This is a genomic window from Zhengella sedimenti, assembly GCF_046506625.1.
Classification (GTDB): Bacteria; Pseudomonadota; Alphaproteobacteria; order Rhizobiales; family Rhizobiaceae; genus Zhengella; species Zhengella sedimenti.
Genome location: NZ_JBKFFP010000001.1, coordinates 919,150 through 939,147, shown reverse-complemented (window position 1 = coordinate 939,147; position 19,998 = coordinate 919,150). Strand labels below are relative to the sequence as shown.

19 protein-coding genes and 1 other annotated feature are annotated in these 19,998 nt (G+C 66.5%); of the genes, 10 read left to right on the top strand and 9 right to left on the bottom strand.

Annotated elements, in window-relative coordinates; translation table 11 throughout:
* Positions 1-7 precede the first annotated feature (7 nt).
* Complete coding sequence (locus ACLB6G_RS04650) at positions 8-607, bottom strand: NAD(P)H-dependent oxidoreductase (RefSeq protein ID WP_410354938.1); 600 nt, start codon at positions 605-607, stop codon at positions 8-10.
* Between the two features lie 43 nt (positions 608-650).
* The gene (locus ACLB6G_RS04645; RefSeq protein WP_410354937.1) at positions 651-1,142 is read right to left on the bottom strand and encodes a nucleoside deaminase; all 492 of its coding nucleotides are present in this window, start codon (positions 1,140-1,142) and stop codon (positions 651-653) included.
* A gap of 448 nt (positions 1,143-1,590) precedes the next feature.
* On the opposite strand from ACLB6G_RS04645, the gene ACLB6G_RS04640 reads away from it, so the two are divergent.
* The 5 genes from ACLB6G_RS04640 to ACLB6G_RS04620 all read left to right on the top strand — a co-directional run bounded on the left by ACLB6G_RS04640 (position 1,591) and on the right by ACLB6G_RS04620 (position 6,682).
* Positions 1,591-2,589, top strand: coding sequence for an ABC transporter substrate-binding protein (locus tag ACLB6G_RS04640; RefSeq protein WP_410354936.1), 999 nt, complete (start codon positions 1,591-1,593; stop codon positions 2,587-2,589).
* Between the two features lie 8 nt (positions 2,590-2,597).
* Positions 2,598-3,371 carry an ABC transporter ATP-binding protein gene (locus ACLB6G_RS04635; RefSeq protein WP_410354935.1) on the top strand — a complete coding sequence of 258 codons (774 nt, stop codon included), beginning with the start codon at positions 2,598-2,600 and terminating at the stop codon, positions 3,369-3,371.
* A 7-nt stretch (positions 3,372-3,378) separates the two neighbouring features.
* Positions 3,379-4,167: an ABC transporter permease gene (locus ACLB6G_RS04630; RefSeq protein ID WP_410354934.1), complete on the top strand. Its 789-nt coding sequence runs from the start codon at positions 3,379-3,381 to the stop codon at positions 4,165-4,167.
* Positions 4,167-5,531, top strand: a complete 1,365-nt coding sequence (locus tag ACLB6G_RS04625; protein WP_410354933.1) for an amidohydrolase family protein — start codon at positions 4,167-4,169, stop codon at positions 5,529-5,531. Before ACLB6G_RS04630 ends, ACLB6G_RS04625 begins: the two co-directional genes overlap by 1 nt.
* A gap of 152 nt (positions 5,532-5,683) precedes the next feature.
* Positions 5,684-6,682, top strand: coding sequence for an isopenicillin N synthase family dioxygenase (locus ACLB6G_RS04620; protein WP_410354932.1), 999 nt, complete (start codon positions 5,684-5,686; stop codon positions 6,680-6,682).
* A 20-nt stretch (positions 6,683-6,702) separates the two neighbouring features.
* Here ACLB6G_RS04620 and ACLB6G_RS04615 read toward each other — a convergent pair whose 3' ends face one another.
* From ACLB6G_RS04615 to ACLB6G_RS04600, 4 genes are all read right to left on the bottom strand, one after another.
* Positions 6,703-7,446, bottom strand: coding sequence for an alpha/beta fold hydrolase (locus tag ACLB6G_RS04615; RefSeq protein ID WP_410354931.1), 744 nt, complete (start codon positions 7,444-7,446; stop codon positions 6,703-6,705).
* Positions 7,447-7,449: 3 nt separating this feature from the next.
* Positions 7,450-8,436 carry an isopenicillin N synthase family dioxygenase gene (locus tag ACLB6G_RS04610; protein WP_410354930.1) on the bottom strand — a complete coding sequence of 329 codons (987 nt, stop codon included), beginning with the start codon at positions 8,434-8,436 and terminating at the stop codon, positions 7,450-7,452.
* Positions 8,437-8,509: 73 nt separating this feature from the next.
* Positions 8,510-11,638 (bottom strand): efflux RND transporter permease subunit, encoded by a 3,129-nt coding sequence (locus ACLB6G_RS04605; RefSeq protein ID WP_410354929.1) that lies wholly within the window; start codon positions 11,636-11,638, stop codon positions 8,510-8,512.
* Complete coding sequence (locus tag ACLB6G_RS04600) at positions 11,635-12,930, bottom strand: efflux RND transporter periplasmic adaptor subunit (RefSeq protein WP_410354928.1); 1,296 nt, start codon at positions 12,928-12,930, stop codon at positions 11,635-11,637. The genes ACLB6G_RS04605 and ACLB6G_RS04600 overlap by 4 nt, the downstream gene beginning before the upstream one ends.
* A 154-nt stretch (positions 12,931-13,084) precedes the next feature.
* Positions 13,085-13,141: a sequence feature (sul1 is cis-regulatory element that is thought to sense ions involved in sulfur or methionine metabolism; They are found in Alphaproteobacteria), on the top strand.
* A gap of 64 nt (positions 13,142-13,205) precedes the next feature.
* On the opposite strand from ACLB6G_RS04600, the gene ACLB6G_RS04595 reads away from it, so the two are divergent.
* From ACLB6G_RS04595 to ACLB6G_RS04585, 3 genes are all read left to right on the top strand, one after another.
* Positions 13,206-14,696 carry a SulP family inorganic anion transporter gene (locus ACLB6G_RS04595; protein WP_410354927.1) on the top strand — a complete coding sequence of 497 codons (1,491 nt, stop codon included), beginning with the start codon at positions 13,206-13,208 and terminating at the stop codon, positions 14,694-14,696.
* 13 nt (positions 14,697-14,709) lie between these two features.
* Entirely contained in the window at positions 14,710-15,564 is an 855-nt protein-coding gene (locus ACLB6G_RS04590) for a universal stress protein (RefSeq protein ID WP_410354926.1), read from the top strand.
* Positions 15,565-15,666: 102 nt separating this feature from the next.
* Positions 15,667-16,104: a hypothetical protein gene (locus ACLB6G_RS04585; RefSeq protein ID WP_410354925.1), complete on the top strand. Its 438-nt coding sequence runs from the start codon at positions 15,667-15,669 to the stop codon at positions 16,102-16,104.
* A 73-nt stretch (positions 16,105-16,177) separates the two neighbouring features.
* Here ACLB6G_RS04585 and ACLB6G_RS04580 read toward each other — a convergent pair whose 3' ends face one another.
* Positions 16,178-16,873, bottom strand: coding sequence for a helix-turn-helix transcriptional regulator (locus tag ACLB6G_RS04580; protein WP_410354924.1), 696 nt, complete (start codon positions 16,871-16,873; stop codon positions 16,178-16,180).
* A gap of 91 nt (positions 16,874-16,964) precedes the next feature.
* Here ACLB6G_RS04580 and ACLB6G_RS04575 point away from each other — a divergent pair, with 91 nt between their 5' ends.
* Both ACLB6G_RS04575 and ACLB6G_RS04570 read left to right on the top strand, forming a co-directional pair.
* Positions 16,965-18,569 carry an FAD-dependent monooxygenase gene (locus ACLB6G_RS04575; RefSeq protein WP_410354923.1) on the top strand — a complete coding sequence of 535 codons (1,605 nt, stop codon included), beginning with the start codon at positions 16,965-16,967 and terminating at the stop codon, positions 18,567-18,569.
* Entirely contained in the window at positions 18,566-18,739 is a 174-nt protein-coding gene (locus ACLB6G_RS04570; RefSeq protein WP_410354922.1) for a hypothetical protein, read from the top strand. Before ACLB6G_RS04575 ends, ACLB6G_RS04570 begins: the two co-directional genes overlap by 4 nt.
* Before the next feature lie 185 nt (positions 18,740-18,924).
* Here the strand turns inward: ACLB6G_RS04570 and ACLB6G_RS04565 are convergent, their stop codons facing one another.
* Together ACLB6G_RS04565 and ACLB6G_RS04560 are read right to left on the bottom strand one after the other, a co-directional pair.
* Positions 18,925-19,488, bottom strand: a complete 564-nt coding sequence (locus ACLB6G_RS04565; protein ID WP_410354921.1) for a L,D-transpeptidase — start codon at positions 19,486-19,488, stop codon at positions 18,925-18,927.
* A gap of 64 nt (positions 19,489-19,552) precedes the next feature.
* Positions 19,553-19,909, bottom strand: a complete 357-nt coding sequence (locus ACLB6G_RS04560) for a hypothetical protein (protein WP_410354920.1) — start codon at positions 19,907-19,909, stop codon at positions 19,553-19,555.
* Between the last annotated feature and the right edge of the window lie 89 nt (positions 19,910-19,998).

The window sequence follows — 19,998 nt, the reverse complement described above, 5'->3', positions numbered from 1 at the left end:
ACAAAGGTCATGCCGGCCCCAGAAAGGCCGGCAGGCGCGTGACGACACGGTTCATGAAGGCGGCACGGCTGGCGGGCGTGGACACGTCCATCAGGTAGTGCGCCAGGAAAAGCGTACGGCAGCGGCGCGCGAACAAGGCACGAAGGCCGCGCAGGATCGTCTTCTTGCCGGGGTGCCCGACAAGCACGGACCACCAGCGCGGCGCGCCGCAGGTCGTGATGACCGCGCAATGCGTGATGTTCGTGAGCAGCGGGCGGATCGGCGCATTGTCGCGGGAAACGGAGAAGGCCAGACCGGGGGTCAGCACCCGGTCCAACCAGCCCTTGAGCATGGCCGGCAGGCCATACCACCAGGTGGGATAGATGACGACGAGCGCAGCCGCCGCCTCCAGCCGCTCCGCATGGGCCGGCAACGGATGGTCCTCGCGCGTCATGGCATTGTAGCGCCGCCGTTCGTCCGCCCCCATTACCGGTTCGAAGCTCTCGGCATGAAGGTCGAGCCAATCCACCGCATGGCCTGCCCTCTCGGCGGCCTCGCGGGCTGCGCCGGCCACGGCCATGACGTAACTTTCGGGCACCGGGTGGCAGACGACCATGAGCACCTTCACGGCAGGCCACTCCGGGTCCGGCCCCACGCCTCCTCGCCTTTCATCACGCGTCTCCGGTCCAGAACCCCTCATGCACCCGCGCCGATTCCTCGGCCAGCAACGGCCCTTCGACCGTGACCCTTCGCTGGCCGGCGGCAAACACCGTGCTGCAGGGCAGGTCCATGGTCAGGTTTTCCGGGTCCGGCCCGATCAGATCCTTCAGCGCCTTCTCGCTCATCCCGTGGACGACGTGGCCCACGCCTGCCCAGTAGACCGACCCGGCGCACATGGCGCAGGGCTCGGCGCTGGTGAACATCGTGCAATCCGCCAGTTCCTCCGCGCTGTAGCGCAGCGAGGCCTGTGTCATGAGGTTGCGCTCGGCATGACCTGTCCGGTCGCCCTGCGTCCCGCAGGTGTTCATGGCCTCCAGGAGGATTTCGCCGTCCGGCCCGGCCAGCAGCGCCCCGAACGGATGGTCTCCGCGCGCCCGCGATTCCCGCGCCAGTTCGATGGTCCGGCGCAGCAGTTCTTCCTTGCGAATGGTTGAAATGGTCATTGCACACCTGCCTTTCGGACAGGAACGTAGAACCATTCCGGCGGGCCGCGCAAGATGTTCTGCGCATGTTTTGTTCATTCAAGTCATATGCATATAATTTAATCATATACTGACGCATTTGCATTCAAACACATGGCCCATGCGCCGGAGCGGATGGCGGACCTCATCGAATAATTGCCGGATTCCAGGCAGTTGCAGGATGGCCCAGCACTTGGCACGCCCCATGCTTGGTTTCTTGCACGAGTAGAAGCGGTCAGGGCCCGGCCCGGGACATTGCTCGCCAAGGCCAGTATCTGTCCGGAGGCGAACCGTGCTGAAACCCGAATCCTTCCTCTCTCATCCTCCCACGCGGCAGAGCCGGTGCGTGCCTTCTCGGGTCACGGGCCGGCTCTGCCTGTTTCCACGGCCCGGCACGACCGGACCATCAAAAACCAGGAAGGCGAATGACATGCTGAAGACGCTTACAGCCAAACTTGCCGCCGGCGCCGTTGCACTGGCCGCGCTGACCCTGCCGGCTGCGGCCGCCGACAAGGTCACCTACCAGCTTGACTGGCTGCCCGGCGGCGACAAGGCGCCGATCTATGTCTGCATCCAGAAGGGTTTCTGCGCCGAGGCCGGCCTCGACGTGTCCATCGAACAGGGACGCGGTTCGTCGGAAGCCATCACCAAGATCGCCACCGGCACCTCCGACATCGGTTCCGCCGACATCGGCGCCCTGATGGCCGCGCGCGTCAACGAGGGCGTTCCCGTCACCGCCGTCATGTCGCTCTTCAACAAGGGTCCGCACGCCTTCTACACGCTGAAGGGTAATGGCATCGAGGCCATCGGCGACATCAAGGGCAAGACCGTCGCCACCTCTCCCTTCACCTCGTCGAATGTCTTCCTGCCGCTCGTCCTCGCCGATATCGGCCTTTCGGAAGGCGACATCACGCTGACCAAGTCGGATCCCGGCGCGCTCGGCCCGCTGCTGATGACCGGCGGCACCGACGCCATCATCGCCTGGGTCACCGACGTGTCGCGCTACTCCGGCCAGGCGAAGGAAGCCGGCAAGGAAATCGTCGTCATGCCCTGGTCGGCGGCCGGCCTCGAACTCTACTCGGCCTCGCTGATCGCCTCCGACAAATTCCTTGCGGAGCGCCCGGACGTAGCAAAGCGCTTTATCGCGGCCTTCCGGAAGTCGGTCGAGTTCGTGAAGGAAAACCCGACCGAAGCTGCTGCCGCGGTCACCGCCATCGTGCCGGAACTGAAAGCCGAAGCCGTGGAGGGTTCGGTCAACGACACGCTGGTCCTCATCTTCAACGATGTCACCGAAGCCGACGGGCTCGGCGTGTTCAAGCCCGAACGGCTCAAGGCCACCTGGGAGCGCGTCTCGAAGGCGCAGGGGCTCGATACCGCCAAGCTCGACCCGGAGACGGTCGTCAACCGCGCCTTCGTGCCCGGAAGCTGAGGTTCGTCATGCAACAGACCCCCGCGCTTCGCTTCACCGGCACCGGCCAGATCTTCGAAACCGCATCGGGCGCCCTGGAGGCATTGCGCGGGGTCGACATGACCGTCAACCGCCACGAATTCGTGGCGGTGCTCGGGCCGTCAGGCTGCGGCAAGTCCACGCTGCTGCGGCTGACAGCGGGCCTGATCACACCCACATCCGGCAAGGTCGAGGTCTTCGGCCTGCCGGTCAGCGGCCCGCGCGACGATATCGGCATCGTCTTCCAGAAGCCGACCCTGCTGCCCTGGGCGACCATCGAGGACAATGTCGTCTTCCCGATCCGTCACAAGCACGGACGCGTCGGCGTGGAGGACAGGGCACGCGCCCGCGATCTCATCGCCATGGTCGGCCTGAAAGGCTTCGAGCGCCGCCTGCCCTCCGAACTTTCCGGCGGCATGCAGCAGCGTGTCGGCATTGCCCGCGCCCTGCTTCTGGATCCCGACATCTTGCTGATGGACGAACCCTTCTCCGCCCTCGATGCCCTGACGCGCGAGGAGATGGGCTTCGAACTTCTGCGCATATGGCAGGAACGGCCCAAGACGGTGCTGTTCATCACCCATTCCATTTCGGAGGCCGTGCTGCTGGCCGACCGCGTCCTCGTCATGAGCGAGCGTCCGGGCCGCATCATCGAGGATCTCCCTGTCCCCCTGCCCCGGCCGCGCACGGTCGAAACCACGTCTTCAAAGGTGATGCATGACTTCTCCGGCCATCTCCGCAACCTCCTCCTCAAGCGCGCGGCCTGAACGGACCATGGGGCAGGCGGCGTTCTGGCAGCGTCTTGCAGCCTCGCCGGTGTTCCGGCCGGCGGCAACCTTCCTCATCATCCTGATCCTCTGGGAAGGCGCAACGCGGCTGTTTGCCATCCCCTCCTTCGTCCTGCCCGCGCCAACGCGCATCGCCGAAGGCTTTTCCTCCATTCCGCCCGGCCGCTGGTTCGAGCATGTCTGGGCGACATTGCGCGTCGCCCTGATCGGTTATGCGGTTTCAATCGTGGTCGCCCTGCCCATCGCCATGGCGCTGACCCGATCGAAATTCATGTCAGACAGCTTCTATCCCCTGCTCGTCGTCATCCAGTCCACCCCGGTCGTCGCCATAGCACCCATCATCATCGTCGCGCTCGGCTCCGGCGATGCGCCGCGCATCGTCATCACCTTCCTCATCACCTTCTTCCCGCTGGTGGTTTCCATGACAACCGGCCTGCTCGCCACGCCGTCCGAACTGATCGAGCTTTCGCGCTCGCTGCGGGCGCCGGCCTGGCGCGAATACACCCAGATCCGTATTCCCTATGCCATTCCCTATATCTTCTCCGGCCTGAAGATCTCCGTCACGCTGGCGGTCATCGGCGCCGTGGTGGCCGAATTCGTCGCCGCCGAAAAGGGCATCGGCTTCTTCATCCAGTTCTCCACATCCATGTTCCAGGTGCCGCAGGCCTGGGCAGGCCTGGCGATCCTTGTCGTCATGTCGCTGGTCCTGTTCCAGGCAGTCTCGGCGGCGCAGCGCCTGCTCTTCCCCTGGAGCCTGCCGAAGGGCAGCCGCTGATGGACTTCCTTGTCACAGGCGCAGACGCCATCCTGACCGGCAGGGCCGGCGCATCGGCCCGTGCCTCGGGCAGCCTCCGGGTCAGGAACGGCCGCATCGCGGAAATCGGCGCGCTCTCGCCCGATGCCGGCGAGCGCATCGTCGATGCATCCGGCTGCGTGGTCGCGCCGGGCCTCGTCAACACCCATCACCACCTGTTCCAGTCGATCCTCAAGGCCGTTCCAGCCGGCATGAACGAGGCGCTCGCCGCCTGGCTGCGCCTTGTCCCCTACACCTATTGGGACCGGCTCACCGGCCCGCTGATGGAAACCGCCGCAAAGGTGGGCATGGCCGAACTGGTGCTGTCCGGCTGCACCACCATCGCCGACCACCACTACTTCTATTCGGACCGCTACGACTTCGATCCCGGCGAGATCCTTTTCGGCATGGCAGACCGCTTCGGCATCCGCTTCGTGCTGTGCCGCGGCGGCGCGACGAAGGCCCGCGCCTTCGACAGCGCGGAAATCACACCGCTGCCCACCGAACCGCTGGACGCGATGATTGCCGCGGTGGAGCGCGATGCGAAACGCTGGCACGACCCGGCACCCGGCGCCATGCGCCGCGTCGTGATGGCGCCGACGACGCCCACCTTCTCGTTGCAGGAGCACGAGTTGAAGGAGATCGCCGCGGCTGCGCGCGCCATGGGCCTGAGGCTGCACAGCCACCTGTCGGAGAACATGGACTACGTGAACCACACGACAGGGCTCTACGGCAAACGGCCCGTGGAATGGCTGGCCGGTCACGACTGGCTCGGCCCCGATGTCTGGTTTGCCCATCTGGTGGAATGCACGCCCGACGAGGTAAAACTGCTTGTCGAAACGGGAACCGGCATGGCCCATTGCCCGCAGGCCAATGCCCGCCTCGGTTCCGGCATCGCGCCCGCGAGCCTGCTGCACGAACTGGGCGGGACAGTGTCGCTCGCCGTCGATGGCGCCGGCGCCAACGAGGCCGCCGACATGGCTTCGGCGCTTTATGCCGCCTTTTCGATCCACCGCGCGGCCAGGGGCGTGACAGCGACCACCGCCGAGACCGTCCTGCACTGGGCGACCGCCGGCGGCGCCAGGGTGCTCGGTCTTGACGACATCGGCACGCTGGAGCCGGGCAAGGCCGCCGACCTCGTGATCCTCGATCTGAATTCGCCGCGCTACTTCGGCCAGCATGACCGCGCCATCGCGCCGGTGATATCCGGCGGCGACATGCGCGTGCGCCACAGTTTCGTTGCAGGCAAGCCACTGGTCGAGAACGGCCGCATTCCATGGCTCGACGTGGACGCGCTCGGCGCCGAGGCGCTGGCCGCCGTCCGCACCATCGCAAGAAACGCCTAGGAGACAGGGGATCACAAAAGGGCCCGTCCCGCCCGCCGGAAAACCAAGGGAGTAGAAGCAGTCAACGCCCCCGGCCCGCAAATGCCGGGACGCCGGTCATTGCTCCTTTTTCTTCACGCGGCAGCCATGCGCCGCAACGGACATCTGGAGACATGAACATGCAGACCGCACCCAAACAGGACTACAGCCTTGCCGAACTGAACAGGGAAGCCACCATCGGCGCGATGGGAACGACCGTCGCGCGCGAAGTGCCGAAGGTCGACCTGTCCGATTTCGCCAACCGCAAGCACGAGATCGCCGACCAACTCTGGGCCGCCTCGGTGGACATCGGCTTCTTCCAGCTTGTCAATCATGGCATCCCGCAGGCGCAGATCGACGAGGCCTTCGACATGACGGCGAAGTTCTTCGACCTGCCCATGGAAGCCAAGGCGAAGATGCCGCTCCTCAAGGGCACCAATGCCGGCTGGGAATACAAGGCGCAGGTGCGCCCCTCGACCGGCACAGCCGACAACAAGGAAAGTTATCAGATCACACTGCCGCGCATGGAAAACCTCTGGCCGGACGCGCATGACCTGCCCGGCTTCAAGGCCGTCATGCTGGCTTTCGAACGGACCAACTGGGCGCTCGGCATGAAGGTCCTGTCCTGCTTCGCCCTTAAGCTCGGCTTCCACGAGGATTTCTTTACCGAGGCCCATGATCCGATGAGCCCGCAATACCAGTCCACGCTGCGGCTGCTGCATTACCTTCCCATGGAAAATGCAAAGCCGGAGGACTTCACCGGATGGCGCGCCGGCGCCCATTCCGACTTCGACTGCCTGACCATCCTTCACCAGAAGGTGGGCCAGGGCGGCCTCCAGGTCTGTCCCGGCAAGGATCACGAGACCCATGCCTGGACCGATGTGGAGCCGGCCGAAGGGGTCATCACCTGCAATATCGGCGACATGCTGATGCGCTGGAGCGACGACCAGCTTCAATCCACCCTGCACCGCGTTCGCATGCCGCGCGCCGACGAATATCTCGGGCCGCGCTATTCCCTGCCCTTCTTCTGCCAGGCCAACAAGGATGCCGTCATCCAGGGGCCGAAGAAGGCTTACCCGCCGATCACGGCGCATGACTATTTGCAGGAGCGAATCCGCGCCAATGCCCTCTGAGGCAAACGCGGCCGCCGCGCTCAGGCGCCCTTCAGCCAGGGGATGAGCGCGGCGGCGAGCTTTCCGGGCATGCTGGCCTGCGGCACATGGCCGGCATTGAGCGAGACCCGCCAGGCGCCCGGCACCATCTCCTGCATCCGGCGCTGCAATTCATGCGCCACGGACAGGTCGCGCAGGCATTCCACGTAAAGCCGCGGAACCCGTCCGAACCGCCCGGCCGTCCAGTTTGCCGCGATCGAGCGGCCGTTCTCGCCTTGCGGTGTGAGCTTGCGCGCGAGCTTGATCGCCGAGGCAAAGGGCAGGTCATTGAGGAAAACGCGCGCGCCGGCGTCCGGCGGCACGGCGCTGACCAGCCCCGGCTTCGGCCATGTCAGGTGCGCCCCGATACCGACCAGCCCCCGGTCGAAGGCGCGTTCGCGGCGCAACAGGTCGGCGAAGGTCGTGGCCGGCGGCAGCATCATGCCCGCAATGTAGGCAAGCCGCGCGACCCGGTCGGACCGCCGTTCCGCCAGCGCCGTCGCCACGATCCCGCCGCCCGAATGACCGACAACGGAGACCGGCCCCGGCATGGTCTCCAGAACGGCGTCCAGGTGATCCAGATACGCAGCAAGGCTGGCCGTTTCCGGCGCCGATCCGTCCGCGCCATTGCCCGGCAGGTCGACCGCATGCGGCTTCAGCCCCGCCGCCTCCAGCATCGGGACCAGCCTGTCCCACACCCAGCGTCCCTGCCAGGCTCCGTGAATGAGAAGGACCGGATCAGCCATGGCTCACGCCGCGTAGGTCTTGCGATACATCGCGAGGAGATGGTCCTCCACGCGGATCGGCGGATATTTCGGCATCTCGCCCGGTTCCAGGCAGGTCCGGATGCAGGCGACCTCGAAATCGGGATTGCCGGAAAAGAAGAAGGGCACGGAATAGCGCTCCCGCCCGGACGTGTTGATCACCCGGTGCAGCGTCGAACGGTAGCGGTCATTCGTCCAGCGCGAGATCATGTCGCCGAGATTGACGACGAAGGTATCCGGCACGGGTGGCGCGTCGATCCAGCGCCCGTTGTCCTTGTCCCAGACCTGGAGCCCGCCATTGTCGTCCTGTGCCAGGAGCGTCAGTCCGCCGAAATCGGTATGCGCGCCCGCCCCAAGCACGTCGTCGCCTGCCCGGGGCGGATGCGGCGGATAATGCAGCAGGCGCAGGATCGCCAGCGGATCGCGGCAGAATCCGTCGAAATGGTTTTCCGGCAGATCGAGCGACAGCGCGATGCCGCGCATCAGGCGCTCCGACAGGTCGATGAGCGCGGCGAACCAGGCATTCATCACCGGTTTGAAGGCCGGAAGGTCGTCCGGCCACTGGTTGGGTCCGCGGTTGAAGCGCCCCGCCTTGACGCGCGGATCGTCTTGCGCCAGTTCCAGCCCGATATAGTAGCCTTCCTTCAGGTCGGGTTTCGCGCCGGTCTGGAGCGTCTGTCCGCCCATCACCTCGTAGCCGCGATTGCAGGCCGATTTCGCCTTGTCCACCGCCATCTTGACGGCGAGCGGCTGGTCGAAGAAGCGGCGGCTCTCGGCGAAAACCGCCTCGCGCAGCCCCTGCGGAATGCCGTGTCCGGCGCAATAGAAGAAACCGTGCGTCACGCAGGCTTCACGGATGCGCTCCGCCACCGCCCTGCGCCTCGCCGGATTGGACGCTGAAAGGTCCGCGACGTCGATGACCGGCAAGCTGGCACCTTGCCCGTCTTGCGCCGGCTGATTTGCCTGTTTCATGAGCAGCGACTCCGGTTTGATCCTGTCATGAGCGACAAGCAAACTTCGAGCCACATTGCCGGTCAGGCCGGCCTCATGCCGTGGCGGCGGCCGTCCGGGACCGCGCTTCGTCTTGCCGGCCCGTCCGGACGGCGCCAAGATCATGCAGGATGGCGAAGACGGCCGGTGTCACGAACAGCGCCATCAGCGTCGCCCCTGTCAGGCCGAAGGCGAGGCTCGTCACGATCGGCCGCAGGAACTGCGCCTGGGTCGATTGTTCCATGAGCAGCGGGCCGAGACCGACGACCGTTGTCAGCGACGTCAGGAAGATGGCGCGGAACCGGTCGCGCACCGCGTTTGCGCCCGCGCTCGCCATGTCGTCGCCCGCCTCGACATGGCTCTTGATGAACTCGACCAGGAGGATGGAATTGTTCACCACGACCCCGGCCAGCGTCGCCATCCCGATCATGCTCGGCATGGAAAGCTGGATGCCGAGCGCCATGTGTCCCCAGACCACGCCGACGAAGCCCAGCGGAATGGCCATCACGACGGAGAGCGGCTGGATGAAGCTGCGGAACTGGAAGGCAAGGATCAGGTAGACGCCCACCAGGCCCACCACCATGTTGCGGATCAGCGAGAACCCCGTGGTGGCGGTATCCCTCTCCTCGCCCGAAACGACCACGCGCACGTCGGGCCTCGTCTCTGCAAGTTCCGGCAGGTAGTCCGCCTTCATCGCCGCGATCAGTTCGCGCGCATTGGCGACCGCGGGATTGATGGACCCGGTTACCGAAACCGTCCGCTCGCCGTCGATCCGCGTGATCCCGGCAAAGCCCCGCGCGGCCGTGATGTCGGCGACGGCGGCCAGCGGCACCAGCGCGCCCTCCGGCCCGGCGATCAGGATGCGGCCGATGTCGTCGTGATCGGCGCGGTCGTCCGGTGCCAGCCGCGCGACGATGTCCACCTGCCCCAGCGTGTCGGGAAATGAAAGGCCCGTGTCGCCGCGAAACGCGGCGCGCAACTGGGTGGCCACGCTTTGCGCGCTGATGCCCAACGCCGAGGCGTTGGCCGGGCGCAGCGTCACCACGAATTCGCGTTTCCCCGGCCGGAGGTCGAAAGTGACGTCCCGCACGCCGTCGAAGCCGCGGAAGAAGGCGCGCAATTCCTGCGCCGTCGCCAGGAGCTGGTCGAGTTCGCCGCCCTGCAGCCGGATGTCGATCGGCTTGCCGCCAGGGCCGCGCTCCCGGTCGGTGAACCGCAGCGACACCATGTCCGGCAGCGGTCCGGTCAGTTCCTTCCAGCGGTCGAGGATCTGCGTGACGGAAGTCGTGCGCGTGCCCGCCGGCAGCAGCGCCGCGCTGACGGTCGCCATGTGCGGACCGCTTTCCGCAACATCGGCATTGGAGCCGAAGGAGATCGTGACATCACCGATCAGCGGCTGGCCGCCCGGTTGCTTTGGTGTTTCCTCCCGGTTGATCTGCTCCAGCATGTCCCCGACCCGCCGGACGCGCTCGGCGGTCAGTTCCGGCGGCGTGCCCTGTGGCAGCAACAGCCGCGCCTCCACCGTGTCGCTTTCCAGCGTCGGGAAGCTCTGGAACTTCAGGAACCCGCCGGTGATCGGCGCCACGGAGAACAGCAGCGCGAACAGGGCCAGCCCAACGGTGAGATAACGGAACCGCAGCGCAAGCCGGGCAAGAGGCACGACGGCGCGGTCGCGCAGGCCGAAGAAGGCGCCGTTGACGGCCCGGCTCACGCGGCCTTCCGCCAGCCCGCCTTCCAGTGAATGCTTGAGGTGGTGCGGCAGGATCAGGAAGGCTTCCAGCAGGCTGACCACCAGCGTGATGACCAGGACGATCGGCATGAACTTGAGGATGGCGCCGATCTGCCCGGTCAGCAGGCCGAGCGGACCGACGATCATGACCGTGGTCAGGAACGATGCCAGCACGCCGGGCATGACCTGTTTGGCGCCATTCACCGCCGCCTCCATCGCGCTTTCGCCCTTCTGGCGCCGGCGCACGATGTTTTCCGAGATGACGATGGAATCGTCCATCAGCAGGCCGATGGCCACCAAGAGCGCCACCATGGTGATCATGTTGATGGTCAGGCCGGTCAGCTGCATCACGAAGACGGTGCCAAGGAAGGAGACCGGCAGGCCGAGCGCCACCCAGAAGGAGAAGCGGAAACCGAAGAAGAGCCACATGACCGCGAGCACGAGCACGAGGCCCTGGACGCCGTTGGTGCCGATGATGCGCAGCCGTTCGACGATGTTGGACGTGCTGTCCTGCGAAATATCCAGCGACAGGCCGGGCGGCGCCTCGGCCCGCGCTCGCTCCAGTTCCTCCCTGAGAGCGTCCATTACGGTCAGCGCGTCCTGGCTCTCCGTCTTGGTGACATTGATGACGGCCGCGCGCCGGCCGTTGAACCAGGTCGCCGTATCCGGGTCAGCAAAGCCCGGCGTGACCGTCGCGACCTCGCCGAGCAGCACCTCACGGCCCAGCGCCGAGCCGGTCACGGGGATGGCCGCGATCTCGGCGGGGCTGCGCCGCTCGCCGGAAAACCGCACAAGCGCATCGCCGCGCGGCCCCTCGACCGTTCCGGCCGGCAGGTCGAGGCTGTGGCGTGCCAGCGCGGCGGCGACATCGGCAATGGTCAGGCCGTGGCGCTCCAGGGCGTCGGCTGCCAGTTCAACGGCGATCTCCCGGTCGGAAAAACCCGTCACGCTGGCCTGGGTGATGCGCGCATTGCGCTTGAGCCTCTCGGCCAGCCGGTCGGCATAGGCATGCAGCACGGCCGGATCGTCCGGGCCCGACACGGCGACCGAGGCGACGCTGGCGACACGCTCGACGATGCGCGTCACCGGGTCCTCGGCCTTGTCCGGAAATCCGGTGACGCCCTCCACTGCCGCCTTGATATCGGCGGCGAACCGGTCCATGTCCGCGCCTTCGCTCATCTCCGCCGTCAGCACCGCGATGTTGTCGCGCGCCTGGCATTGCAGTTCCGAGAGGTTCTCCACGGCACGCACGGGGTCCTCGGCCACCATGCAGATGCCGCGTTCCACCTCCGCCGGCGCGGCGCCCGGATAGGCGATGCGCACCTCCACATCGGATGGCGGAATGACCGGGAAGGTGTCGCGCCGCAGGCCCGGCGCGGCGACGGCGCCAAGCCCGATCAGGGCGATCATGAGGATGTTGGCCGCGGTCGGATGGCGCGCGAAAAGGCCGATCATCGGTCCGTTTCCCGGCCGATGGCAATAGCAGCGACCGCGGCCTTGAGCGCCTCGTCCTCCACGGGAAGCACCGCCATGCCCGGAACGGCGATGGACGGATCGCTGACGACCAGCCGGTCGCCCTCTGCCAAGCCTTCCGTGACGATGGCGATACCGTCGATGACGTAGTCCGGTCTCACATTGCGCACTTCAAGCCGGTCGCCCTCGCCAGCCAGCAGCGCCCGGCCCCCCTCGACGGCTTCCGCCGGCACGGCCATCGCCTTGCGGACCGGGGCTGAAAGCTCCACCTCGACGAACATGTTGCGGCGCAATGGCGGGCGCACGCCGGGTTCTGCCTGGTCGAGCGGATTGTCGACCCGCACCACGATATTGGCGCTCTGGGTGCGCGCATCCACTGTCTCGCCGATCCGCGCCACGCTGGCCGGCCATGTCACGACCCGCCCCGGAACCGGCAGGCGCACGGTCGCGCCCAGGTCGGTGATCCGCTGGCCGTCCTTCAGCGCCCGCACTACCGGCCCGGCCTGTCCCAGCGCGAACTGCGCACTCACCTCGGCTGCCTCGCTGCCGTCGGCCGTGAACAGCGTCGTCCCCCGCGTCACCACCTGGCCCAGTTCCGCGCTGACCGCGCCGATGACGAGGTCATAGGGTGCGGTGATCGTCGTGAAATCGAGGCTGCGCTCCGAGACCGCCCGCTGCGCGCCCAGCACGTCGCGTTCCGCATCGTTCAGGACAAGCTGGTTCTCGATATCGGTAACCTTGCCCCGCGCCGCGATAACGGCCCGTTCGGCCTGCTCAAGCCGTGCCTGCGTGGCCACGCCCCTGCCCTGCAACGCCTTCTGCCGGTCCAGTTCGGCGGTGGAAAGATCGAGATCCGTGCGGCTGATGGCGAGACTTGCGTTGAGCGTCCGGTCCCTGGCGTCCAGCGCGGCGAGTTGCGCGTCGATCTGGGCAATGGCGAGCTTCAGGTCGGTATCGTCGATACGCAACAGCATCTGGCCCTTTCTCGCAACCTTGCCATTGGCGAGGTCCGGCGCCGTCTCGACCACTTCGCCGTCAATGCGCGCGACCGCCCGCCACTCCCGGGCCGGCGTTACCTTGCCATAGCCCTTGACCCGCGGCAGCACGTCCACCGGCTCAAGCGTGAGAACGCGAACCGGCACCGCCCGGCCGGCGCGCTCGCTCGCTTCCGGCGCCTCGAACAACGTACCGGCGAACAGGATGGCGAAGACCCCCGCCGCGGCGGGCAGGATAACCGCGAGGCTGCGCATGAGTACCGTCGCGATCCGCTTCATGGGGATTCCAGTCGTCAGGAGGAAAGACTTGGCGTTACGAACATATGCACAATGCGAGATATGAAAAGCAACCCCGCAGGACCCGGAATTCCCGTATCTGTCCGGCCCCGGCTTGCCCTCGCGGCCGGGACCGTTTATGCCGCAATGCAACAAACCCGGACCCGGACCCTGTTCCGGGTGGCTCTTCCGGCCGCCGATCCGCCGGACAACCAAGGCACATGACGCCCTTGCACACCGGCCTCGCGTCCCGCGAGGTCCGCACACGGACCTTTTTCATGATTTCCATCGATGCCTACCGCGCCCAATGGTTCGGCAATATTCGCGGCGACCTGCTGGCGGGTCTTGTCGTCGCCCTCGCCCTGATCCCGGAGGCGATCGCCTTCTCGATCATCGCCGGCGTGGACCCGAAGGTCGGGCTCTATGCCAGTTTCTCGATAGCCGTGATCACCGCCATCACCGGCGGGCGGCCCGGCATGATCTCCGCCGCGACGGCCGCCACGGCCGTGCTGATGGTCACGCTGGTACGCGACCATGGCCTGCAATACCTGCTCGCCGCCACCGTGCTGGCCGGCCTGGTGCAGATCGGCGCCGGCCTTCTGCGCCTCGGCTTCGTCATGCGCTACGTCTCGAAATCGGTGATGACGGGCTTTGTCAACGCGCTGGCCATCCTGATCTTCATGGCGCAATTACCCGAACTCGATCCCCGTGCGGTTTCCGGGCTCACCTATGTGCTGGTCGCCGCCGGCCTCGCCATCATCTATCTTTTCCCGCTCGTGACCAGGGCCGTGCCGTCGCCGCTCGTCACCATCGTCGTGCTGACGGCCCTGACCTTCTTCTTCGGCTGGGAAGTGCGCACCGTGGGCGACATGGGCGAACTGCCCGACACCCTGCCGGTCTTTCTCCTGCCCGACATTCCGTTGACGCTGGAAACGCTGACGATCATCCTGCCCTATTCGGTTGCCGTCGCCGCGGTCGGCCTCCTGGAAAGCCTGATGACCCAGAACATCGTGGACGACCTGACCGACACCCGGTCCGACCGCAACCAGGAATGCATCGGACAGGGGCTGGCCAACACGGCGACCGGCTTCATCGGCGGCATGGCCGGCTGCGCCATGATCGGCCAGTCGATCATCAACGTGAAATCCGGTGGGCGCGGCAGGCTGGCCTCCTTCACCGCAGGCACCGTCCTGCTCGTCCTCGTCGTGGGCCTCGGCGACCTCGTGCGGGTCATTCCCATGCCCGCCCTGGTGGCGATCATGATCATGGTGTCCATCGGCACGTTTTCATGGTCCTCGATCAAGGCGTTGCGGGTTCACCCGCGCTCCTCGTCCATCGTGATGCTGGCAACCGTGGCCAGCGTGGTCTACACCCACAACCTCGCCATCGGCGTGCTTGCAGGCGTTCTTCTCTCCGGCGTGTTCTTCGCCGCGAAGATCGCCCAGCTTTTCGCCGTCACCTCCACGGCCTCCGACGACGGACGTGTGCGCACCTATGCCGTCGAGGGTCAGCTCTTCTATGGCTCGGTGGAGGATTTCATGAATGCCTTCGACTTCCACGAGGCGCCCGAACGCGTCGTGATCGATGTCAGCCGGGCGCATATCTGGGACATCAGTTCTGTCCAGGCACTCGACATGGCGGTTCTCAAGTTCCGCCGCGATGGCGCCGAGGTGGAGGTCGTCGGCATGAACGAGGCGACCGAAACACTCGTCGACAGGCTCGGCGTCCATGACAAGCCCGGCGCCATTGACAAGCTCGCGGCGCATTGAGGGGAGAGAGGACATGACGGGAAACATAGTCGCGCTGGTGGATGCTTCGATCTACGCGACCAGCGTTTGCGACCACGCCGCCTGGGTGGCACGGCAGACCGGTGCGCCGGTCGAGGTGGTCCATGTGCTCGGACGGCGCGCGGAGCCGGCGAAGCAGGACCTGTCCGGATCGATCCGCCTCGGCGCGCGCACCAGGCTGCTGGAGGAACTGGCGGAACTGGATGCGCAACGGGCAAAACTGGCCGCCCATCATGGCCGCGCCATCCTCGACGACGCCCGTGACGCCGTCGCCCGACACGGCGTCACCGGCATCACCACCCGCCTGCGCCATGGTGACATCGTGGAGGCGATCAGCGAAATAGAGGGCACCGCCCGTGTGATCGTCATCGGCAAGCGCGGCGAGGCGGCCGATTTCGCCAAGGGACATCTCGGGTCGAACCTCGAACGGATCGTGCGCGCGGCCCATCGCCCGGTCTTCGTGGCATCCCGCGCCTTCAGGCTTGTCGAAACGGTCCTGGTCGCCCTTGACGGCGGTCCGTCTTCGATGAAGGCGGTCGACCATGTCGCCCGCGACCCGCTGTTCACCGGCCTGGCCGTGACGCTGGTCACGGTGGGGTCCGACACACCGGAAAGCCGCAACGCCCTTGCGCAAGCCAGGGCGCGCCTGCAGGGAGCCGGCAGGGAAGCCGCCACCCTGATCGTGCCGGGGCAACCCGCCACGGAACTCGGCAAGCTGGTCGAACGGGACGGATTCGGGATGCTCGTCATGGGCGCCTATGGCCACAGCCGCATCCGCAGCCTCATCGTCGGCTCCACCACCACCGAAATGGTGCGCACCTGCAAGGTGCCTGTCCTGCTCGTGCGGTGACGGCGCGTTCTGGCGGCAAGCCGCACACTTGACAACGATCAATGCCGGCCGGCCGCTGGCAAACAATGGTGTTGCGGATAACGGGCAAACCAGGATGTGACGATGATGAACAACGATCAGTCCCATGGCCGCGGCGGGTTTTTCATGCGCCTGGCCCTCGTCATTCTGGCGGTCTCGTGGGCCTTGCCCGGCGCGGCGGTCCGGCCTGCGGAAGCAGCGTCGTCCAGGCCGGGCCACGGTGGACCGGGCGGTGCCTATCTGAGCGAGAACCAGGCCTTCGCGAGGGCGATCTCCATCCTCATGGGCGATCCTTACGGACAAACGGCGGCGGAGGTGGCGCGCATCATCACCGATACCGCCTTGCGGACGGATGGGCCTTTGCGCGCCTGTTCCGGGATCGCGGTGCCGGTCTGGGAATTTCATGTCGTCGTGGATACCGGCAACCCCGACAATTTCAACAACGGCGTGATCGACGGGTACATGGCGGTGAATGCGCGGGACGGTGAACTCGTCTGCGCCAACCTGCCCCTCCTGGAGTGACGGCGGCAGGGTCCGGGGCGATGCGCGGTCGCGGGTGCAAGCCCGCTTTCGGGCGTGCTCCCGGCATGGCCGGCTATCGTCCGCACAAGGCGAACAGCGAACCGCGCGACGAAATGCCGAGCTTCTGGTAGGCGCGCTTGCGATAGGTGACGACGCTGGTCACGGCCACCCCGAGTTCGCCGGCGATCGCTTCCGCCTTGCGTCCCGACAGGATGCCGACACACACAGCGCGCTCGCGCTCCGACAGGACGGCAAGCGGCATCGGATAGTCCGGTTCCGAAAGGGCCTCGAAATGCGCGAGCGCGAGTCGCCCGATGATCTTTTCCAGGGACTCGGGCACCTGCCGTCCCGCTTCGTCGGCGTGATAGAGATTGACGGCAAGCCTGAGGGACGAACCGGCGGCAACCAGCGCCGTCTTTCCCGCAAGGCCCGGCTCGTCATAGAAGCGCGCCCTGTAGGCCGGGGACATGGCGTCGGCGACATCGCGGCTGTCGACGCGCAGGAGCGTTCCAGGCTCCATGCCGAGCGCCATCGCATGCAAGGGGTCCTGCCGGAACCAGCCGCGCAGGTATTGCGCGCCCAGCGTCCGGCCCAGCGCCTGCATCCGGAAATTTCGCGACAGCAGGCACGCCGCCGCATCCGCCGTATAACTGAACACCATCACCTGGTCGGCCCCGGTCTTGCCGACCAGGTCGATGAAGGCGTCCGTCCACCCCTCGTTCCCCGAGCGGTCGAGACAGAGGTCGATGGACTCCAGAAGGTCTTCCATTGCCGTGTCCAGGCGGTGTCCTCCCAAAAACAGGACAGAAATGATGCTGCCGGGCCGTTATACGTCAACCGGAGCAAGGAGGAAGTGATACATGCGCCCAGCAGGTCGTGGCGAGCTTGACTCGCTCTATTTCGATTATCCCCGTTTCGCGCCCCCTGAGCGCCCGGCGGTCGAGCCGCAGCAGCAGGTCGCGATTGTCGGCGCGGGCCCCGTGGGGATGGTCGCCGCCCTCACCCTGGCCCGTTTCGGCGTTCGCAGCGTCCTTCTCGACAACAAGGCCACCTTCAATGACGGCAGCCGCGCCATCTGCATTTCCCGGTCGAGCTTCCACATTCTCGACCAGCTTGGCGTCGTCGGCCCGTTCCTTGAAAAGTCACTCGGCTGGACGCTGGGCCGCAGCTTCTATCGCGGCCGCCAGATCCTTGAATTCGCCATGCCGGACAGCGCGGACGAGAAGTTCCGCCCGATGTACAATCTCCAGCAGCAGTATATCGAGGCCTTCCTGTGGGAAGCGGTCGCAGCCTGCGACCTGGTCGAGACGCGCTGGCAGAGCGAGGTGACGGGCCTGGTGCAGGACGGCGCCGGGGTGCGCCTTGCCGTCACCGACCCGAACGGCAGCTACGATCTGCCGGCCCGGTGGGTCATCGCCGCCGATGGTGCCAGGAGCGCGATCCGGCGCATGTGCGGCCTGCGCCTGAAGGGCACGAACTACGAAGGCCGCTACGTCATCGCCGACGTGCAGATGGACCATGCCTATCCCACGATCCGCCGCGCCCTGTTCGATCCGGTGTCGCGGCCGGGCGGCACCGTTCTCATCCATCGCCAGCCCGACAACATCTGGCGCATCGACTACCAGTTGCGCGACGACGAGGACGCCGAGGAGGCCACCCGCGAGGTGAATGTGCGCACCGCCGTTGCCAGCGTTCTCAGGGAAATCGGCCATGAAGGCGCCTGGGACCTGGAATGGTGGAGCATCTATTCCGCCAACACGCTGCTTCTCGACGACTACCGCAAGGGCCGGATCTTCTTTGCCGGCGACAGCGCCCATATCGTGCCCATCTTCGGCGTGCGCGGCCTCAACAACGGCATTGCCGACGGCCACAACATCGGCTGGAAACTCGCCGCAGTCATCAACGGCAAGGCCGGCGAGGCGCTTCTGGACAGCTACACGCCGGAGCGGCGCGGCGCGACGCTCGACGTCTTCGCCAATGCGACCAAGAGCACCCGTTTCATGACGCCGCCCAGCCACGGATGGCGGGTAATGCGCGATGCGGCCCTGTCGCTGGCGCTGACCCGCGAAAGTGCGGGCCAACTGGCCAATCCGCGCCAGATGACACCCTATACCTATGCCGGAAGCCCTGCGACGGCGCCCGACGATCCGCGATTCGCCGGCGGGCCGGTTCCCGGCACCATGCTGCCGGACGCGGCCCTGGACGATGGATTCCTCAGCGATCGTCTCGGCGACGAATGGACCCTGATCACCTTCGGCGCGATCGACCTGCCTGCCATGGAGGGCGTGCGGCAGGTGGCATTGCCCGCGACAGCCCCGGCGGCCGCCCGTTTCTCCGCCATCGAGGGCACCGCCTATCTCGTCCGGCCGGACCTCCACATCGCCGCGCGCTGGCGCCACGCCCGTCCGGACGCGGTGCGTGAAGCCCTGTCCCGCATCCTCGCCCGTGAGGAGGAACACGCATGACGACCGAACAGTTCGAGACGATCTATGACGCACTCGCCAATGCCATCGACGCGGCCGGGCCGGAGCTTGGCGAGGTCTATCTGGCCAAGGTGGCGCTGGCGCTTGCCGAGACGCTGGACGATCCGGCCCTGGCGCTCAAGGTGATCGCCGAATGCCGCGAAGGGCTTTGAATTCACGCGCCCGGAAAGCCGGCCGCCTTCACCGCATCGGCCCAGACCGCGCAGCAGCCGAACCGGAGCGGCTTGTGGACGGTCTTCCGGGCCCGGCTCCGGCAGCGATGCCCGGCGCCGCCATGGCGCCGGGCACGGAAAGGGCAAGGAGTTACTGCCTGAACGCGTTCATAGGTCTTCCCGCCTCACATCACGACCACGCGGGTGCCGACCGGCACGCGCTCGTAAAGGTCCTCGACGTGTTCGTTGATCATGCGGATGCAGCCGTTTGACACCGAACGGCCAATGGAGGACGGCTCGGTCGTTCCATGGATGCGGAACATCGTGTCGCGCTCGCCGCGATAGAGATAGAGCGCGCGGGCACCGAGCGGGTTTCCGGGGCCGCCCGGCACGCCCCTGGCATAGCGCGCATAGCGGCGCGGGTTGCGCCGGATCATGTTGTCGGTCGGACGCCATGCGGGCCATTTCGCCTTGCGGCCGACGACGGCCGATCCCTTGAAGGCCAGACCCGCCCTTCCGACACCGACGCCATAGCGGCGCGCCTCTCCGTCACCGGTCACCAGGTAAAGGAAGTGGTTGGCGGTATCGATCACGATCGTTCCCGGTTCATGACCGGAGAATTCCACCATGCGCGGCTCGAACCGCGGATCGAGCGTGAAGCTTTTGCGCTGTTTGGCCTGATGAGCCTGTGCGGCGGCCGGCATTGCGAGCATTGCGGTGAGCCCGGCAAGGAGGGAGCGTCTGTTCATTAATCAAAACCCTTTCTGTCCCGTGATTGGCAAGGCATCCGGACGTCCGGACGCAATGGCAGGGTCAGGCAGGGATCGGCGGTCTCAAGGGCGCCTGCTGCACCAGGGAAGAGGCCGCCGGGGCGGATTCGCGATTGGCGGCAGGCCCGGTCGCAGGAGGCATGACGGCCATGATCGGCACAAGGCCGGCGCAATCGGCGGGGCATTGGGCATCACCCGCCTGGCCTGCGGCCATGCCCGGACAGCACGCACCACCGGACTCCGCCTGCTCGCGGAGCCCGGCTGTGTGATGGCCGGCCTGGCCGGAGACGGCCGCGCCATGGTCCATCGCTTGTCCGCCCAAGGCGGCCTTGCCGGCCGGATGAAAAGTGGCCAGCAGCAGGACGGAAAGCAGAAGCAGGGCAGTGCGCATGGACGCCATTTAGACGTTCAGGTTGCTGGAAGGTCAAGCGATCGGGTTCGATGGAAACCGTCCGCCGGACCGGTTTCGATCCCGGAGGCCGGCTCCGC

What these genes read in the sequence shown, in the direction of transcription:
- ACLB6G_RS04645 (WP_410354937.1), bottom strand. Translation starts at nt 1,142, where the DNA reads ATGACCATTTCAACCATTCGCAAGGAAGAACTGCTGCGCCGGACCATC.
- ACLB6G_RS04640 (WP_410354936.1), top strand. Translation starts at nt 1,591, where the DNA reads ATGCTGAAGACGCTTACAGCCAAACTTGCCGCCGGCGCCGTTGCACTG.
- ACLB6G_RS04635 (WP_410354935.1), top strand. Translation starts at nt 2,598, where the DNA reads ATGCAACAGACCCCCGCGCTTCGCTTCACCGGCACCGGCCAGATCTTC.
- ACLB6G_RS04630 (WP_410354934.1), top strand. Translation starts at nt 3,379, where the DNA reads ATGGGGCAGGCGGCGTTCTGGCAGCGTCTTGCAGCCTCGCCGGTGTTC.
- ACLB6G_RS04625 (WP_410354933.1), top strand. Translation starts at nt 4,167, where the DNA reads ATGGACTTCCTTGTCACAGGCGCAGACGCCATCCTGACCGGCAGGGCC.
- ACLB6G_RS04620 (WP_410354932.1), top strand. Translation starts at nt 5,684, where the DNA reads ATGAACATGCAGACCGCACCCAAACAGGACTACAGCCTTGCCGAACTG.
- ACLB6G_RS04615 (WP_410354931.1), bottom strand. Translation starts at nt 7,446, where the DNA reads ATGGCTGATCCGGTCCTTCTCATTCACGGAGCCTGGCAGGGACGCTGG.
- ACLB6G_RS04610 (WP_410354930.1), bottom strand. Translation starts at nt 8,436, where the DNA reads ATGAAACAGGCAAATCAGCCGGCGCAAGACGGGCAAGGTGCCAGCTTG.
- ACLB6G_RS04605 (WP_410354929.1), bottom strand. Translation starts at nt 11,638, where the DNA reads ATGATCGGCCTTTTCGCGCGCCATCCGACCGCGGCCAACATCCTCATG.
- ACLB6G_RS04600 (WP_410354928.1), bottom strand. Translation starts at nt 12,930, where the DNA reads ATGAAGCGGATCGCGACGGTACTCATGCGCAGCCTCGCGGTTATCCTG.
- ACLB6G_RS04595 (WP_410354927.1), top strand. Translation starts at nt 13,206, where the DNA reads ATGATTTCCATCGATGCCTACCGCGCCCAATGGTTCGGCAATATTCGC.
- ACLB6G_RS04590 (WP_410354926.1), top strand. Translation starts at nt 14,710, where the DNA reads ATGACGGGAAACATAGTCGCGCTGGTGGATGCTTCGATCTACGCGACC.
- ACLB6G_RS04585 (WP_410354925.1), top strand. Translation starts at nt 15,667, where the DNA reads ATGATGAACAACGATCAGTCCCATGGCCGCGGCGGGTTTTTCATGCGC.
- ACLB6G_RS04580 (WP_410354924.1), bottom strand. Translation starts at nt 16,873, where the DNA reads ATGGAAGACCTTCTGGAGTCCATCGACCTCTGTCTCGACCGCTCGGGG.
- ACLB6G_RS04575 (WP_410354923.1), top strand. Translation starts at nt 16,965, where the DNA reads ATGCGCCCAGCAGGTCGTGGCGAGCTTGACTCGCTCTATTTCGATTAT.
- ACLB6G_RS04570 (WP_410354922.1), top strand. Translation starts at nt 18,566, where the DNA reads ATGACGACCGAACAGTTCGAGACGATCTATGACGCACTCGCCAATGCC.
- ACLB6G_RS04565 (WP_410354921.1), bottom strand. Translation starts at nt 19,488, where the DNA reads ATGAACAGACGCTCCCTCCTTGCCGGGCTCACCGCAATGCTCGCAATG.
- ACLB6G_RS04560 (WP_410354920.1), bottom strand. Translation starts at nt 19,909, where the DNA reads ATGGCGTCCATGCGCACTGCCCTGCTTCTGCTTTCCGTCCTGCTGCTG.